The sequence below is a fragment of the Mammaliicoccus sciuri genome, from assembly GCF_002901825.1.
Lineage (GTDB): Bacteria > Bacillota > Bacilli > Staphylococcales > Staphylococcaceae > Mammaliicoccus > Mammaliicoccus sciuri.
This window is the reverse complement of sequence record NZ_PPQD01000018.1, coordinates 387,892-405,599: the sequence shown is the minus strand read 5'-3', so window position 1 is coordinate 405,599 and position 17,708 is coordinate 387,892. Positions and strand designations below refer to the sequence as shown.

Sequence of the window (17,708 nt, the reverse complement as noted above, 5' to 3'; positions counted from 1 at the left end):
GTAATAAGAACGAAGCATCAAGTAGTAAAAGTGACAGTAAAGAACGAACATTTACGACTGAAAGTGGAGATAAAGTAAAAATCCCTAAAAATCCAAAGCGTATTCTATTACTGACAGCTAACTATGGTAACTTGAAAAAATTAGGTGTAGAACCAGTAGCGATCACAAGTGTATTCCCAGATTCTAAATATTTAGATATGAAAGATGTTAAGAAAATAGATCCAGAAGATGTTGAAGCGGCAGCGAAGCTTAAACCAGATTTAATCGTAACGTATAAAGAAAATAAAAATAATAATAAACTTTCAAAAATAGCACCAACCGTATCATTAAAAGTACAAGACACAGATTATAAACAAACGCATATCGAATACGGTAAATTAGTGAACAAAGAAGAAAAAGCTAAAAAACAAGCAGATGAACTATCAGATAAACTTTTAAAAGACGGTAAAGAAATTAAAAAACATATCGGAGCAGATAAAACAGCTTCAATTATGGACGTACAAGCAAAAGATATTTATCAGTTCGGCGCAAGATTCGGTAGAGGTAGTGACGCACTATTCGATGGTTTCAAATTAAAAGAAGATCCAGAAGCTAAAAAAGCAATGCCAAAAGAAAAATTCATGAAAGTACCTCAAGAAAAATTTAACGATTATTCAGGAGACTACTTATTTATTCCAACACAAGACGGTAAAAAACCAAATAATGAATTTACAAATTCAACAATTTGGAAAAATAATAAAGCAGTGAAAAATAATAACGTCATTTACTATACAAGTAATGAAGCATTATACGGAGATTTAATCTCAGTAGAGAAACAAGCAGAAACATTTAAAAAAGAATTATTAAAAAAATAAAGTAATATACAAAAAAGAAGCTCGAGTTGAGCTTCTTTTTTGTTCTAATAAATTAACTTAATTCATTATCATTTAAATCAATTGCAAATATTTTTGTACTCAGGCTACTAAATAGAAAAAGCACAATTCCACTAATAATAAAAATAGTAGTGTAACTAAAGTAATTGAATATTTGACTATAGAATAGTATTCCTAATGGTAAAAGAACTTGTGATAGAACATTCAATAAATTAAATATTCTTCCTTGATATGCGTTTTCAATATTGATCGTTAACCAACTGGTTACTGGAATACTCGCAAATGATATAAAAATTCCTATAATAAAGTTAAATCCACAAAATAAAAGTATATATATAAAGCGATTAAATTCAATCATTAATAATGAACCTAAAAGAATTGTTAAAAAACTCATTCCAATTACACTCAAATATGAGAATTTCAAAGGATATTTTAAACTTTTAGAAATTGATAAAAATATACCTGATGCTATCAGTCCTAAAGAAAATATACTTTCAGTAAGTCCGAACTCTATATTTTTAAAATCTAATACATTTACTTGAATGTATGGAAGTCCGATTAGATAAGAACATAGGATGAAATTCACTATTCCCGCGAAAAAAAGTGAGAACATAATTTTCTTGTGTTTAAATGAATATTTTAATCCGTCTAAAAACATGCTTAAAATTCTCTCATCACCTGTGTTATCTGTGATTCTTCTATTTTTAATATGCAAACTCGTAATAAATAAGAGACAAATCATTTCGCAAATCAATTCAATAAATACTAAAGATTTTAAGCTAATTACAGTGAAGAATATGGCACCTAGTAATGGAGCCATAATATTGATTAATGCTAACAATACCTGTTGTAATGATTTTATGCGCTGAACTTCATCTTCTTCAGTTATTAATATGATAGTAGATGAAATAGCGGTTGTGACAATATTATCTGTAATTTTTAGAAAGACAATAATCATTAATAATAGATAAAGATTGTGATGAGAGAAAGTGAAAAAATATAAAGATAGAGCTGTTATTGAAATAAATTGACCAATAATTAATATTTTCTTCTTAGATAGTTTATCTATTATTGGACCTAAAAAAGGCATTAAAGCCAGTGTTACAATAGGGCCAATAGCTTGGCTCCATCCAAACAAAATAATATTTTCAAATTCTTTCAAGATATATAATCCAATAATAAATATTAAAGTACTACTAAAAAAATTCCCCCAAAAAGTAATAGATAATATTTTGAAAATATTTTTATTCATATGTAAGTTCACCCCATACTTAATTTAAAATACTGATACTCATGGTTAAATGTCAGTATTTTGTCTTTTAAAAAGTCATTGCCAAGTAAAACCTCATAATACATATTGTTATTTTTACTCTCTTCAATATATAATTTGGGGATTTGAAAATTATATTTATTTAAAAAAGTAACAGTTTTATATTTTTTAAAGGCGTGATATTGAAAAGTAATTCCATTAATTCCAAGTATAATTTTCTTTTCAAAATCTGATTCTAAAAATGAATTTTTTAATTTTTGTTCATTATTACAGTATGTATAAGTAGAGCCAGTGTCTATTATAGATTTGAATTTCTGACTATCTATCATGACTTCAAATACAGGGATTTTCTCATTAGATATAACAGGTATATTAATGAGGAAATGACTACTACTTATCTTTTCTGAAAATATAATATAATTTTTGAAATCTAAACTAAAAGAAAATCTTTTTAAAATATCCCATCCAATAATTCCATCAATATTTAAGTATTTAAACAAAATACTATTAGATTTAAAGTCTATGAATTCGACTTCTTGAATTTCAATACCGCAGATATTAATTAAAGGTATAGAGTATGTTTTACTATATATTTTATTTCCGCCTAATCCTTTCACTAAATATCTTTTAGATTTATTTTCTTTATATCTATCATTATTTTTCGCTTTTATAAATGATTTCTCAGAACCTGTATCAATTAGAAATGATTTGCTTTTATTATTTATAATTACATCAGTAACGATGAAATTATTACGCTTTTTTAATATTTTTCTTATAATATTAATCATTTTTTTACCTTATCTTCATAATCATTTTTTAAATTTAAAGCTTCTGAATGGTAAAAATCTATATATTTATACCAACTAGTATATTTATATGTATAGAGTATGTCTTTTATAATTTCAAAGTTTTTAATTGAGTAATTAATTAAATAAAATTTTAACTCTGTATTATTGAGTTTTTTGGATTGCAAATAGGTGTTGTCTAATTGATTCAAATAAATGTTAAATGTGTTTTCACTGAAATCCTCTATATAGTCTGTTAAATCATCTAGGATCTGTCTAGCAATAGCAAATTTATCATGAGTATGTAGAATTAGCTTTAACAAGTTTTTATCGATTTTTCTAACATCTGAAAATAGTAGAATCATAATTTTTGCAAATGAATATTTTTCTGTACAGTATAATTCAATATCATTCATATCTCTATTTTGGTATATGTCTAAATTATATTTTTCATCATATAAAGATTTCATATTCATAGCATATAGTCTTTGTATTTCAACATTTATATTATCATTTTTTATATTTTTAAATATATTTGATTTAGCATGACTATACATCTCTGTCATAATTAAAAAATCTAATTTTTCTTTATTAGTATTACAATCATATAACTTGTCTAAAATAAATAGGCATATAAAATGAAAATGAGATAAATCTATCAAATGAAAAATTTCTTTTTTAGAAAAATTGAAAAAATCTTGAAAAACAACGGGATAGTAAGAATAAAAGCTTACTGGTAATAAATCATTAGATTCTATAAATGGAAAATATATTGATGAAAATTCTATATTTAAATTTTTCAACACTTTATTATAAGTATCGTATTGATCTTCATCAATATTCAATAAATTAATAAGTGTACTTTTTTGCATTTCAATCTCCTACAAGTATAATTTTCTATAATTATACTAAACTTCCATTAAAAAGGATATATTATTTTATAAGTGGAATGCATTTAAATAATTAAAATTTATAAAAATAAAGTGAAGTAAAATGTTTATTAGTAAAAATATATACAACGGAGTAATTACAATTGAAACTTTAGTATCTTTATTCTCTATGACATTAAAAATTTTTAATCTATAAACATAAATAATAGTACAATAGAAGGTGAACTATTCTAGAAAAAGAGAAAGTATATCAAAAAATAAAAATCCAAGAAAAATTAACCTTTAGAGAAGATTTTTCTTGGATTTTTTAGTAGATTTTATACTACCATGAAATTGTTATACGTGGGTTAGATTCTGTTTCAATTACTGTTTCTACAACTTCTTTATTTTCCATAATAAACATCCTTTCTATATAAATTTATCTATATCTTTTCTATATTATAGTGCGATATCCAAAATTTAGCAATTGAATTAACGGAATTTTCAGTTTTATTTCAATGATTATTTTCCTAACTCATCTCTCTTCATATTACATTCATACAATACTCATACTATCTTTACATAAGGTTAAAATATGATTGATATACTTCTTAATAGATTGCTTTTTAAATCACTATAGGGTTAATTAGGAGGAAGTGTACATGTATAATCAGTCAATAGCAAAGAGATTCATTAGTGGTACGGCTTGTATGATGTTATTATTAGGGATTTCTACTTCTGGTACGGTTGAGGCGAGTGGTGCTGGTGGTTCGGGATCTGATTCGTCTGTTGTGAATCAACAATCTCATTCGGATATTAAAGTGATGTCACAGAAACCGGAAGTAGCGCCTGTACCTAAGAAAAATCAGCCGAATCGTATTATTACGAATTTTAATGGTGATACGAAAACAGAAATGGCTTTTAATTGGTATACGACAGATCAATTTAATGATGCTAAAGTTTGGGTGTCAGAGTCGGGTCAATTTGATGATGCACAAGCGTTTGATGCAACTTCTAAGCAAGTGGATTCTAAATATGTTGAACGAGATAAGAACGGCAATTTCATCTTTGCGGATGTAGAAAAAGATGATGAAGGTGAACCTGTAAAAGATGCTCAAGGTAAAGAGAAAATAAATGGATATTATACAGATGAACATGCACAAGGTGCTGAATGGACGCGCGGTGATAAACATGGGAAGTCTGAACTAATGACAGTTCCTGAATATAATTATAAAGCGAAAGCAACGGGATTAAAGCCGAATACTACATATTATTATCGAGTAGGTAGTGCAAGTGGTCCTCAAAGTGAAGTTGGACAATTTAAGACTTCTGGCAACAACGGCGATCCTTTCCAATTTGTACAGTATACAGATACACAAAATGCTTATTGGAATGAACACGTAAGAAATGAAGCACAATTTGGAGCAGATACGTTAAGCAATGCTATTCAAACAGCAGGTAATCCAAACTTCGCATTACACACAGGAGACTTTGTAGAAACTGCAGAAATTGAAGATGAGTGGTTAGATTTATATGATCAATCACGTCCATCATTTATGTCACTACCAGTAGCTTCTGCACCTGGTAACCATGACGAATATGCGTTAAGTGAAGATGATGAAAAATTACTGACAAAGTATAATGAACATGTCAATGTACCTAAAGAAAACAATGCGGTCAATGGTGGATCTTATTATTCGTTTGATTATAATGGTGCACATATGGTTGTCGCTAATACGAATGATAATAAGAAATCTAAAGATAATCCTGAAGAAAAAGCAATTGGCAAAGAACAAATGGAATGGATTAAACAAGATATTAAAGATGCCAGAAAGAATGGCTCTAAATGGGTTATCTTAAACCTGCATAAACCAATGTATTCTAAATCGTATCATGCATTATCAGATGAAGATGTTGCTAAAATACGTGACGAACTGACTCAACAAATTGATGATTTAGATGTGGATTTAGTATTACAAGGTCATGACCATGTGCTTTCTCGTACGAAACCACTAGAACATACATCGACTAAAAATAGCTTTGTAAATGCTAAGAAAGAAGATGCCAAACAAATTAGAGGTCAAGATAACATCACATATTATGACAACCCAGAAGGTTCAGTCTACGTACTGCCTAATACAGGTGGTACAAAAGCGTATGACAGTATATACGACCGTCCTTTAGAACATATTAAGAAAGTTAGACCAGAGCTAGAAGATTTAACTCAAGAAGAATTAGATCATTATAATAGTTTATTTGCGATAGGTGAGCAACCTCATAAGACAGATGCTTTTAACGATAGTCATGAAAATAATCGTGATTCATCTGATCAGAACTTTTCAGTTTATGATGTATCTGAAGGTAAATTAGTCGTTAAAATTTATCAATTACATGGCGATATTAGTAAAGGTGAACAAAGAACAGTTAAATTAGTCGATGAATTCGGTATTAAAAAAGACTAATCATAGATTTTAAAGTTAAATAAATATCCATAAGGCGTCTCCTTCAAATATGATGATATGGAGGCGCCTATTTGTTAATAGAAGGAGCGGTTACTTTGCGACGTGTATTCAATTATTTAAGTGTGGCAGTAGTGATGATCTTAATATTAAGCGGTTGTCAAAATAGTTCACAAGAAGAGACAAAGCAACATAGTGAAACGAAACATGCTGAAACTAAGCATATTCAACTTTCAGAGCAAGACAAAGATGAATTGAAACAAAAGTTACTAAAAATTGCTGACGAATATGGCCAAGATCAACATAAAGCAGTAACTAATCGTTATTTTAGTCGAAATGAACAAATGGAAGGTGATGGCTATGCGATTAGTGACGATGGTGAAATACAAATAACAGATCATGATAAACCAGGGTGGAAACATTTTAATATCCATAACGTTGTTGGATTAACGATGTATCAAGGCAAGCATAATCAAGGTGGTTATGATGAACAGGCACAAGATTTAAATAATATTCAAGGATACAGTAGTGTCGCTAAAATGGATAAACCGATTACGAAATATTTGTTTGCAGATAACGGTAAAGTATACGAATATCAATTCAAGCCAAATAGTGAACCATCCCTATCAACAGGATTTGCAACTAAAGATTACAACGGCAAAGATCCAAATTTAAAACCAAACGAAAAATTTACAGTTTCAAAGGATAAAATTTTAAATAAAAAATGGAAAATGTTGCTTTCAGAATATAAATGATAATATTTTAAAAATATCCAATATAAATTCACAGTTTAGATACGTGAAAATTTATGAAAAAATGTTATAATTGTGAATGGAAAAATAATAGCAATCATATATAGGAGGCAATTATGTCTAATTTACTTAATGTTCTAAGCGACAAACTATCAGGTAAAAATGTACGTATCGTATTACCAGAAGGTGAAGATGCGCGCGTATTAACAGCAGCAGTTAAATTACAATCTACAGATTTGGTTGCACCAATCGTACTTGGTAATGAAGAAAAAATTAAAGAAACTGCAGCTGGTGCAGACTTATCAATCGATGGTCTTACAATCATCAACCCAGAAACTAGTGAACTAAAAGCAGATTTAGTAGAAAAATTTGTTGAACGTCGTAAAGGTAAAGCAACTCAAGAACAAGCTGAAGAATTGTTAAATAACGTTAACTACTTCGGTACGATGTTAGTTTACACAAATCAAGCTGACGGATTAGTAAGTGGTGCAGCACATTCAACTGCAGACACTGTACGTCCAGCATTACAAATTATCAAAACTAAACCAGGCGTTACAAAAACATCTGGCGTATTCTTCATGACTAAAGGTGAAGAACAATATGTATTCGGTGATTGTGCAATTAACCCAGAACTTAATGCACAAGACCTAGCTGAGATTGCAATCGAAAGTGCTAAGACTGCTCAAGCATTTGGTATGTCTCCAAGAGTAGCAATGTTAAGCTTCTCAACTAAAGGTTCAGCTAAATCACCTGATACTGAAAAAGTATCTGAAGCAGTTTCTATTGCTCAAGAGAACTTAAAAGAAACAGATTTAAAAGATGTTGTATTAGATGGTGAATTCCAATTTGATGCAGCAATCGTACCAGAAGTTGCTGCTAAGAAAGCACCAAATTCTGAAATTCAAGGTGATGCAAATGTATTTATCTTCCCTAGCTTAGAAGCGGGTAATATTGGATACAAAATTGCACAACGTTTAGGTGGATTTGATGCAGTTGGTCCTGTATTACAAGGCTTAAACGCACCTGTTAACGATTTATCTCGTGGCTGTTCAGCTGAAGACGTATATAGTCTTTCAATCATTACAGCTGCTCAAACATTATAATCATGGCTAATTTGCAAGATTATTTTACACAAGAATGGCGATACATTGACCACACTTCAGGACTGCAGCCAATGCAGTCCTTTAGTTTCGATGATACATTTTGTGATCAAGTAGGAAATGATAAAAGTCCAAGTGTTGTTAGGACATGGATACACAATCACGTCGTGATATTAGGCATACATGATTCTAGATTACCTTATTTAAAAGATGGTATTGCATATTTAAATGATGTTAGAGGTTATAGTGCAATCGTTAGAAATTCTGGTGGATTAGGTGTTGTGCTAGATAAAGGTGTGCTTAATATATCTTTAATTTTTAAGGGTAAGCATGATGTATCCATTGATACAGGATATGAAGTGATGTTACGTCTTATTCGTGAAATGTTTAAAGAAGATACTAATGAAATTGAGAATAAAGAAATTACCGCATCATACTGCCCTGGTAGTTATGACTTAAGTATTCATAATCAAAAGTTTGCTGGTATATCACAACGAAGAGTGAAAGGTGGTATAGCAGTTCAAATCTATTTATGTGTGGAAGGATCAGGCGCTGAACGTGCCGAAATGATGAAAGCATTCTATGAACATGCACTGAAAAACGAAAAGACAAAATTCATTTACCCGACTATTATACCTGAAAGCATGGCTTCATTGAACGAATTATTAGGCACTGAATATACAACTAACGACATACTATTTAAATTGTTAGGAAGTTTGAAAAATTTAGGTGCAACTTTGAATATGGATCCTGTCACAACGGAAGAATGGACATTGTACGATAAATATTTCGAACGAATGATTGAACGCAATGATAAAATGATTCGAAATATGGAAAAACGATAAAATGACATTCTCAAACAACTGTTAAGGTGGTATAATAATTTATTGCAAAATTAACAATTAAGAAAGGTGGGGGAACAAATGCGAAATAAATTTCAAGTCTGCGATGATTGCCAAGCCGTTAACTTGCCATCACTTTTGAAAAAAATTAAAAAATTAGACCCAGAAGCTGAAATAGAAGTAGCATGCCAATCATATTGTGGACCAGGTAGAAGAAAGACATTCGCATTCGTAAATAACCGCCCATGTGCCGCTTTAACAGAAGACGAATTAATGGAAAAAATCCAAAAACAACTTCAAAAGAAACGCGATCCAGAAGAAGAAGAAAGATTGCGACTTAGAAATGAAGAACGAAAACGTCGACAAAAAGAATTAGACGAGAAGTTAAATAAGAAGTTGAAAAAGACACAGTCATAATATAAATATTAGCTATAATCCCCTCACTACAACATGAAGTGGGGGCTTTTTTATATCATATTATATATTTGCTAACTTTTTTAATTCATCCTTATTTAATATTATATAGTTAGTGTTCTCTTTTGCTATATATCCTTTTTGTACAAATTCTGCGATAACAAATAATAAATGTCGATAAGATACACCTAAGTATTGTGCGACTTGTGTATGTTTTTCTTCATATTTACCATTTTGTTCTGTAACTAAAATAAAAGAAGCAAGTCTTTTAGACAATGGATATGATTGATTTCGTGTTGAAGTTCGAATATTTTTCATGTTCTTATGTGCGATATAAGATAGTAAATTCTTTAATAATACTGGATCAGTTAATAAACTGTCTTTAAGTTCATAAAGTGGTACTGCTAAACACCAACAATCTTCTATTGCTTGGACATTAAGAGGTGCGGCGTGTTCATCTATCAGTTCCATTTCTCCTATAAAAGAAGAAGGATCAAAAAAATCGATTAAAGAAACTTGGCCATTTTCCATGTATTCGTATAATTTTGTCTTTCCTTTAACAAGATAAAATAAATATTCGGGTTTTTGAGTGTCTTGGATGATATGATCTTTTTGAGAAATGAAAAAGAGTTTTACGTGTTGTTGCACATCAAATCCAAAGAGATCGAGATAATTGAATTGGTCTATCATATCTTGTTTAAGTTTGTCATTATAAATTTCTCTCAATATTTCACACCTCTTATATGATATTTCTCATACTTACTTTAATCTTTGCAGAAGTATAATACAAGAATAAAGAAAAGGCTTACAAAGAGGAGAGGAATTATAATGGAAAAACAAAAAATAATTTTAGATTGCGACCCTGGTCATGATGATGCAATAACGATGTTAATGGCATACATTCATCCTAATATTGATTTACTTGGTATAACAATTGTTTCAGGGAATCAAACGCTTGAGAAAACGGTTAAGAATGGCTTGAGTGTTGCACAACACTTGAATATGGACGTTAAAATATATAGTGGGGCGTCTGAACCTATAGTGAGAGAACGTGTAGTAGCTGACAATGTTCATGGAGAAACAGGTATGGATGGTCCTGTATTTGATGCGTTAAATAGAGAACCCGAAGATAAAAGAGCGGTACAATTTATCATTGAAACGTTATTAAATAGTGAAGGAGATATTACGCTAGTACCAACTGGCCCATTAACAAATATTGCTTTAGCGATGAAATTAGAACCATCCATCTCATCTAAAATTAAAGAGATCGTATTAATGGGCGGTGCATATGGTAATGGTAATTTCACGCCATCAGCAGAATTTAATGTTTTTGCTGATCCAGAAGCGGCACATATTGTTTTTAAATCAGGTGTACCAATCATCATGATGGGTCTAGACGTAACAAACAAGACATTATGTACACCAGAAATTATAAAACGCATGGAATCAACAAATAATAAAGCTGGCCAATTATTTAGTGATTTAATGAATTTTACTTTAAAAACACAATTCCAAGAATTTGGATTAGAAGCAGGTCCATTACACGATGCAACAACAATAGGATATCTCGTAAATAAAGACTTATTTGAAGTTCAAGATATGTACGTAGAAATCGACATTAATCGCGGACCAAGTTATGGACGAACAGTATGTGACGAATCGGACGTACTCAAAAAAGAACATAACGTTAAAGTAGCAAAAAACGTCAAAGTCGACGAATTCTTCGATCTTTTATATGAATGTATACGTATGTATTAAAGAAAGAATATATGTGTAAAATATAAATAGAAAAAAGGCTGCGCTTTTATAAGTGTGGCCTTTAAATTAAATATTTAATTTGAAAAAGCTTTTCACCGCTAGTCTTCGTGCGATCAGCTCCGCGAATTCACTATTCAAACATCAACTCACTCAAAATATTCCATTCAAGTTTAGATTCATAACTTTATTCCAATCTTCAAATGTGAGTTCTTCTTCTGTTACGTTGTATGTCATCCCAACTTTATTGACTAACATATCAATTTTGCCAAATTGTTCTATGACGTTATTGAGCATTTGATTTACCGATGTTGGATCGGTTATGTCTACTTTTAATGCAACTGTTTCAAAGTCTTCACTCTGTTTAATTCCTGAGAGTGTTTCTTTAATTGATGAGGCGTTATGATCTGCAATGATAATCTGAACGCCTGCTTGTGCTAATGCTAATGCCATTGATTGACCTATTCCTATTGTGCCACCGCTAAAGATTGCAACTTTACCTTGTAATTTGAAGTGCTCTAATATATTTGTGATAGCATATCACCTTTTTATTCATGATTGGACTGCATTATTGCTATCGTCGAGCTTATAAATTGTTTGAACATGGCTAAATTATGAAGAAATATTAAAGATAAATGAGTTTAAATCGCCTCTGTATTTAGAAACAGAATATTCTATTGGTACATGATCCTCTATCTAACCCACACTATGGAAGTAGAAGAGTGTGGCATCAATCTCTACAGATAATAAATCACTTAGTGACATTATAAATTATTCTGTAATTACATATTAAAGAGTTTGGTGGTTTACTCTTTTTATAGTGAGGGGATTATTATATGGTAAAAATGATTGTTAGTTTTTCATTTTTTATATTTTGACGTTCTGTATTTTAAATTTGTGTTAACATACTTAACAAATATTACATTTCTGTAGGGTTTTCGGGTATAATTAAGTATTCTGAATATTATAGTTTTTAATATATAAATGATATAATTATTTATAACGTGAGATATAAAGTTATTTAAAATGTGTACATTAGAACATTATTAAACGGGGATTTACAAACTTAGATTAATAGACATCATGAATTGACGATTGATGTGTAAGGTAGATAGAGGAGAGATATTTATGGCAAATGTAAGAAAAGCAACAATTGAAGATTATTCAGGTATTAAAAATGTAGCGTCTAAGGCTTGGTATGATACGTATACCAATATTTATACTGCGAGCACTGTGACGGCATTTTTAAATGCGTCTTATTCTAAAGAGATGCTTCAAAAGCGCATTAATGATTCTGATTTCTTTGTTGCAGAAGATGAAGATAAGATTGTAGGTTTTGCTAATTTTATCAAAGGTACTGAATTGTATTTATCTTCTCATTATGTTCTACCTGAAGCGCAACGTGAAGGGTATGGTAAAGCTTTATTACAGGCAGGTTTAGATCAATACAAAGATTCATATCATGAAGTTTATTTAGAAGTGGATGGAAAGAATGATATCGGTATAGCCTTTTATAAAAAGGAAGGTTTTGAAGTGATACGTGAATATGAGGAATTACTTTTTGGTGACACAATGCGCACGACGTTAATGAAAAAAACTTTTTAGGAGGTTGATTGTAATGGAACAATCACTAAATAAATGGATTTCACAATTTTATGAAGCTTATGAGAATCAATCAATTATTCCAAATGGTGTTTTACCATCGAATATAACTGAACATGCTGCATATGATATTCAAGAAGGTGTGTTGCAGCGTAAGGAAGAAACTGAAATTCATAAAGGTTATAAAATTAGTTTAACGAGTCAAGAAACGAGAGATATCTTTTCCTCAACAACGCCATTATATGGTGCGATGGGAGAAACAACTATTTTGGATAAACATATTTATTTAAATGACTTAAATGAACCTTTAGCAGAGTTAGAATTAGTCTTTATTGTACAAGAAGAATTAACAGAAGAAGATAGCCTTGAAGATATTATGAATAAATGCTTGATTGCACCAGGAGTAGAGATTCCAGATTCACGTTTTAGTAATTGGTTCCCTAATTTATCTGTAACGGAAATTATTGCTGATAGCGCAGTAAGTGGTGGCGTTGTATACGGTGAACCTAAGAAATTAAGTTATGAAGATATAGATAACATTAAAGGGACATTATATTTAGATGGTAAAGAATTAGCTTCTGGATTTAGTACAGAAGTTGAGGGACATCCTGCTAAAGCTGTTAAGTGGTTGATTAATGAAATTAAAGAATATAATCGTTCATTAACACCTGGCATGTTTATTTCAAGCGGAACATTTATTTTGCCAAAACCTTTAACACAAGGAGAGTATAAAGTCGTATATGAAAATGTCGGCGAAATAGAGTTTATTGTAGAATAATTGGATGAAATGGAGGGAACAAAGTGACACAGGAAGCTTATGGAACAAAAAAATTACCTGAAGAGAAAGTTTTTAAAGACCCTGTTCATCGTTATATACATGTAAGAGACCAATTAATTTGGGATCTTATCAAAACGAAAGAATTTCAACGCTTAAGAAGAATTAAACAACTTGGAACACTCTATTTATCTTTCCATACAGCTGAGCATAGTCGCTTTGGACATTCTCTAGGTGTATATGAAATTGTACGACGTATGATAGATGAAGTATTTGAAGGGCGTGCACATTGGGATAATAAGGATAGACCACTCGCATTATGTGCAGCACTTTTACATGATTTAGGGCACGGTCCGTTTTCACATTGTTTTGAAAAAATCTTTCTAACGGATCATGAAAAATTCACACAGCTGATCATTAAAGGTGATACAGAAGTTAATGAAGTGTTGAGTAGAGTGTCGCCTGATTTTCCAGCTGAAGTAGCAGAAGTGATTAATAAGACACATGAAAATAAATTAGTCATATCGATGATTTCATCTCAAATAGATGCAGATCGCATGGATTATTTACAGCGAGATGCTTATTTTACAGGTGTTAGTTATGGTCAATTTGATATGGAACGCGTACTTAGATTGATGCGTCCGTCTAAAGATGAAGTGTTGATTAAAGAAAGTGGTATGCATGCAGTAGAAAACTTCTTAATGAGTCGTTATCAAATGTATTGGCAAATTTATTTTCACCCGGTGAGTCGAGGTGGAGAAGTATTGCTTAATCGCTGCTTTAAGCGTGCGAAAGTACTTTATGATCAAGGATATTCATTTAAAGAGCAACCAAAATATTTAATTCCATTTTTTGAAGAAGATGTTTCAATCGCTGATTATATTCGTCTAGATGAAGCGGTCGTGATGTATTATTTAGAAGAGTGGACTGAAGAAGATGACCCGATCTTGAGTGATTTGAGTAAAAGATTTGTTAATCGTGATTTGTTTAAATACTTACCATTTGATGGATCTATAATTACGATTGGTGAACTGACAGATCTATTTGAAAAAGGTGGCATTGATCCAGAATATTATTTCGTTTGTGACTCGTTCTCAGACTTACCGTATGATTATGACCGACCAGGATCAAATAGACAGCCGATTCATCTATTACAGAAGACAGGTCGTATTAAAGAAATTAGTAGCCAATCAGTCATCATCCATAGTATTACAGGGATTAAACGTTTAGACTATAAATTGTATTATCCTAAAGAATTAATTATAGAAATGGAAGATGAAACGATTAAAGGCGATATTATCAATATATTAAATGAACTCGTGTAGATTACAAACTTGAATGTCAGTCTGATACTCTAGTATGATGTAATCATGAATTAAATGAGGTGAAACAAGTGGCTGAAAAGAAAGGATTTCAATTTAATATCATTAAAAATGATCCATTAGATGGGCATAAAGGTACAAATATAGGCTCTATAAGTTTAGACAACGTTGCGCCTGTATTTATCGATGTATCAGAACAAACTGCATTTATCGATATTGGTGCCATGCATGCTAGAGCTGAAGTAGAAAAGCGTTTGAAATGGGTTAAAGATATAGAAGAAGTCAAAGGTGAAGAAGCAAAAGAATATTGGCTTTGCTGGGTTACAACTGAACGTGGCGAACAAGGACCATATTATGCAGGGCTAACAGGTTGCTATTTAATGGTCAATAAACCTAAGAAGCGTGGATATAAAAGTATGCCGGAGCACGTGAATATGATGGATAAATCTATGAAACATCAAGTAAAAATTGACCAAATTGGTGATGAAAATAGAGCTGTTCTTAAGAAATTCCTTCAAGAACATAATTCTGAAATGTGGCATAACAGTAGTGATGAACTAAAATCTTCTTTAGAGATAAATTAAATATGTCTATTTTGTGACTTAATTGTGAATTATCACAATTCAACTAAATAGCTATTGTCTTTTCACAATATCATAAGTAAAATAGTTGATAGCTACTATAGCTAGGACACTAAAAAAAGCAGGCGCTTTTCGCCCTGCTTTTTTTAATTTTAATAGTCAAATATGCTATAATGATATACGTTCTTAAACGGTGAGGTGGCCAATTATGAAAGAAAATATTAATATAAATATTAAACAAGTCGTGAAACAAAATGGCGAGAAAGAAGCATTTCAAACAAAAACATCAGGTACATTTCATAGAAGAAATAGCGATATAATTAGATATGAAGAAACGATTGATGAACAAATCGTAAAAAATATGCTTAAAATAGAAGATGATGGCGTAAAAATCCACCGTACTGGCGCGGTCAAAACAGTCTTTCATTTTGTTGAAGGACAAGAAACGATTAGTTATTATGATACAGAAGCAGGACGCATGACCATGCACGTTAATACATTATCAATCAAACACTTTATAGACGATCAACAAGGTAAACTCAGGATACATTATCAGCTAAGTGATCAAACTGGGTTACTTGGAACATACCAATTTCAAATTAATTATAAGGAGATAAATGAATGAACATTATTAACCAAGTTAAAGAAACGTTAATTGAAGAAATTAAAGCAAGTATCATTAAATCTGAACTTGTAGAAACAGTTCCAGAAATTAAAATTGAAACACCTAAAGACCCTGCAAATGGAGATTATTCTTCAAATATTGCGATGGTATTAACAAAATTAGCGCGTAAAAATCCTCGTGAAATTGCGAATCAAATCGTAGAAAATTTAGACACAAATAAAGCAAATGTTAAGAAAGTAGATATTGCAGGTCCTGGATTTATTAATTTCTACCTAGATCAACAATATTTAACTGAAATTATTAAGACAGCTTTAACAAAAGGTAAAACATTTGGTCAAACAGAAGAACGTAAAAACGAAAGTATCATCGTTGAGTATGTATCTGCAAACCCAACAGGAGATTTGCATATTGGACATGCACGTAATGCAGCAGTAGGTGATACGTTATCAAACGTGTTAAGCTCAGCTGGTTATGATGTAACACGTGAATATTATATTAACGATGCAGGTAAACAAATTGAAAATTTAGCGCACTCTATTGAAGCGCGTTATAATCAAGCGTTAGGTTTAGATGCTGAATTACCTGAAGATGGTTATTATGGTAAAGATATTATCGCAATCGGTAAAGACTTAGCTGAAAAACATCCTGAAATTAAAGATGAAGCTGAAGAAGAACGTATTAAAACATTCCGTAAACTTGGTTTAGATTATGAAATGGAAAAATTAAAACAAGACTTAGCAGATTTTAATATTCATTTTGATAATTGGTTCAGTGAAACATCATTATATGAAACAAACAAAATTTCAGCTGTCTTAGATAAAATGACAGAATTAGGCTATACTTATGAACAAGATGGCGCAACATGGTTAAAAACAACAGAATTTGGTGACGATAAAGACCGTGTGTTAATTAAACAAGACGGTACGTATACGTATTTCTTACCAGATATTGCTTATCATTACGATAAAGTAGAACGTGGTTTTGACAAATTAATTAATTTATTTGGTGCTGATCACCACGGTTATATTAATCGATTAAAAGCATCTCTAGAAACATTTGGCGTAGATTCAAAACGTCTTGAAATACAAATTATGCAAATGGTACGATTATTACAAGACGGCGTTGAAGTAAAAATGAGTAAACGTACAGGTAATGCTATTACATTACGTGACATTATGGATGAAGTAGGCATTGATGCTGCTCGTTACTTCTTAACGATGCGTAGTCCTGATACACACTTTGACTTTGATATGGAATTAGCTAAGAAAGAATCACAAGATAACCCAGTGTATTATGCACAGTATGCACATGCGCGTATATCATCTATTATTCGCCAAGCAGAAGAAAAAGGTATCACGATTGATCAAAACGTCGATTTATCTTTAATTACACATGAAAAAGCATTTGATTTATTGAAGAAAATTGCTGAATTTGAACCAACAATTGTTTCTGCTGCAGAATCACGCAGTCCACATCGTATTACGAATTATATTCAAGATTTGGCTGCACAGTTCCACAAGTTCTATAATGCAGAGAAAGTATTAACAGATGATGCAGAGAAGACTAAAGCGCATTTAGCTTTAATTGAAGCGGCACGTATTACACTTCGCAATGCGTTAGCATTAGTAGGTGTGTCAGCTCCAGAATCTATGTAATTTTAATCATTATTTTAATTGAGGTGCAGC

Annotated in this window: 18 protein-coding genes; 13 read left to right on the top strand and 5 right to left on the bottom strand. The window is 31.0% G+C overall.

Going from position 1 to position 17,708, the window contains the following annotated elements:
- The coding region (locus CD035_RS06485) for an ABC transporter substrate-binding protein (protein WP_103354209.1) at positions 1-854 on the top strand (854 nt) is incomplete at its 5' end.
- A 52-nt stretch (positions 855-906) separates the two neighbouring features.
- On the opposite strand, the gene CD035_RS06480 is transcribed toward CD035_RS06485, so the two are convergent.
- Genes CD035_RS06480 through CD035_RS06470 form a run of 3 tightly spaced genes read right to left on the bottom strand, consistent with a single transcriptional unit; the run spans position 907 to position 3,799 of the window.
- A complete protein-coding gene (locus CD035_RS06480; protein ID WP_048541422.1) occupies positions 907-2,124 on the bottom strand; it encodes an MFS transporter in 1,218 nt (405 codons plus the stop codon).
- Positions 2,125-2,132: 8 nt separating this feature from the next.
- Positions 2,133-2,930 (bottom strand): aspartyl protease family protein, encoded by a 798-nt coding sequence (locus tag CD035_RS06475; protein ID WP_048541424.1) that lies wholly within the window; start codon positions 2,928-2,930, stop codon positions 2,133-2,135.
- Positions 2,927-3,799: a hypothetical protein gene (locus tag CD035_RS06470; protein WP_048541426.1), complete on the bottom strand. Its 873-nt coding sequence runs from the start codon at positions 3,797-3,799 to the stop codon at positions 2,927-2,929. The genes CD035_RS06475 and CD035_RS06470 overlap by 4 nt, the downstream gene beginning before the upstream one ends.
- Before the next feature lie 659 nt (positions 3,800-4,458).
- Here CD035_RS06470 and CD035_RS06465 point away from each other — a divergent pair.
- The 5 genes from CD035_RS06465 to CD035_RS06445 all read left to right on the top strand — a co-directional run bounded on the left by CD035_RS06465 (position 4,459) and on the right by CD035_RS06445 (position 9,366).
- Positions 4,459-6,258 carry a purple acid phosphatase family protein gene (locus tag CD035_RS06465; protein WP_048541429.1) on the top strand — a complete coding sequence of 600 codons (1,800 nt, stop codon included), beginning with the start codon at positions 4,459-4,461 and terminating at the stop codon, positions 6,256-6,258.
- 71 nt (positions 6,259-6,329) lie between these two features.
- Positions 6,330-7,010 (top strand): hypothetical protein, encoded by a 681-nt coding sequence (locus CD035_RS06460; RefSeq protein WP_048541431.1) that lies wholly within the window; start codon positions 6,330-6,332, stop codon positions 7,008-7,010.
- Between the two features lie 113 nt (positions 7,011-7,123).
- Positions 7,124-8,110 (top strand): phosphate acetyltransferase, encoded by a 987-nt coding sequence (gene pta, locus CD035_RS06455; protein ID WP_048541433.1) that lies wholly within the window; start codon positions 7,124-7,126, stop codon positions 8,108-8,110.
- A 2-nt stretch (positions 8,111-8,112) separates the two neighbouring features.
- Positions 8,113-8,952, top strand: coding sequence for a lipoate--protein ligase family protein (locus CD035_RS06450; protein ID WP_048541435.1), 840 nt, complete (start codon positions 8,113-8,115; stop codon positions 8,950-8,952).
- Positions 8,953-9,030: 78 nt separating this feature from the next.
- A complete protein-coding gene (locus tag CD035_RS06445; RefSeq protein ID WP_025904905.1) occupies positions 9,031-9,366 on the top strand; it encodes a YuzB family protein in 336 nt (111 codons plus the stop codon).
- A gap of 60 nt (positions 9,367-9,426) precedes the next feature.
- Here the strand turns inward: CD035_RS06445 and yeiL are convergent, their stop codons facing one another.
- The gene (gene yeiL / locus CD035_RS06440) at positions 9,427-10,089 is read right to left on the bottom strand and encodes a transcriptional regulator YeiL (protein ID WP_048541436.1); all 663 of its coding nucleotides are present in this window, start codon (positions 10,087-10,089) and stop codon (positions 9,427-9,429) included.
- A gap of 102 nt (positions 10,090-10,191) precedes the next feature.
- Between yeiL and rihB the strand changes: the two genes are divergently transcribed.
- On the top strand, positions 10,192-11,121 hold the full coding sequence (rihB, locus tag CD035_RS06435) for a ribosylpyrimidine nucleosidase (RefSeq protein ID WP_048541437.1): 930 nt from the start codon (positions 10,192-10,194) through the stop codon (positions 11,119-11,121).
- A gap of 150 nt (positions 11,122-11,271) precedes the next feature.
- Here the strand turns inward: rihB and CD035_RS06430 are convergent, their stop codons facing one another.
- Entirely contained in the window at positions 11,272-11,607 is a 336-nt protein-coding gene (locus CD035_RS06430) for an SDR family NAD(P)-dependent oxidoreductase (protein ID WP_255209537.1), read from the bottom strand.
- Positions 11,608-12,246: 639 nt separating this feature from the next.
- On the opposite strand from CD035_RS06430, the gene CD035_RS06425 reads away from it, so the two are divergent.
- From CD035_RS06425 to argS, 6 genes are all read left to right on the top strand, one after another.
- Positions 12,247-12,723: a GNAT family N-acetyltransferase gene (locus CD035_RS06425; RefSeq protein ID WP_048541439.1), complete on the top strand. Its 477-nt coding sequence runs from the start codon at positions 12,247-12,249 to the stop codon at positions 12,721-12,723.
- 13 nt (positions 12,724-12,736) lie between these two features.
- On the top strand, positions 12,737-13,498 hold the full coding sequence (locus CD035_RS06420) for a 2-keto-4-pentenoate hydratase (RefSeq protein ID WP_048541441.1): 762 nt from the start codon (positions 12,737-12,739) through the stop codon (positions 13,496-13,498).
- 23 nt (positions 13,499-13,521) lie between these two features.
- Positions 13,522-14,820, top strand: a complete 1,299-nt coding sequence (locus CD035_RS06415) for an HD domain-containing protein (protein WP_048541443.1) — start codon at positions 13,522-13,524, stop codon at positions 14,818-14,820.
- A gap of 68 nt (positions 14,821-14,888) precedes the next feature.
- Positions 14,889-15,401: a YwhD family protein gene (locus tag CD035_RS06410; protein ID WP_048541444.1), complete on the top strand. Its 513-nt coding sequence runs from the start codon at positions 14,889-14,891 to the stop codon at positions 15,399-15,401.
- A gap of 205 nt (positions 15,402-15,606) precedes the next feature.
- Complete coding sequence (locus CD035_RS06405; protein WP_048541446.1) at positions 15,607-16,023, top strand: YwiB family protein; 417 nt, start codon at positions 15,607-15,609, stop codon at positions 16,021-16,023.
- Positions 16,020-17,678 carry an arginine--tRNA ligase gene (gene argS, locus CD035_RS06400; RefSeq protein WP_048541448.1) on the top strand — a complete coding sequence of 553 codons (1,659 nt, stop codon included), beginning with the start codon at positions 16,020-16,022 and terminating at the stop codon, positions 17,676-17,678. Before CD035_RS06405 ends, argS begins: the two co-directional genes overlap by 4 nt.
- Positions 17,679-17,708 lie beyond the last annotated feature (30 nt).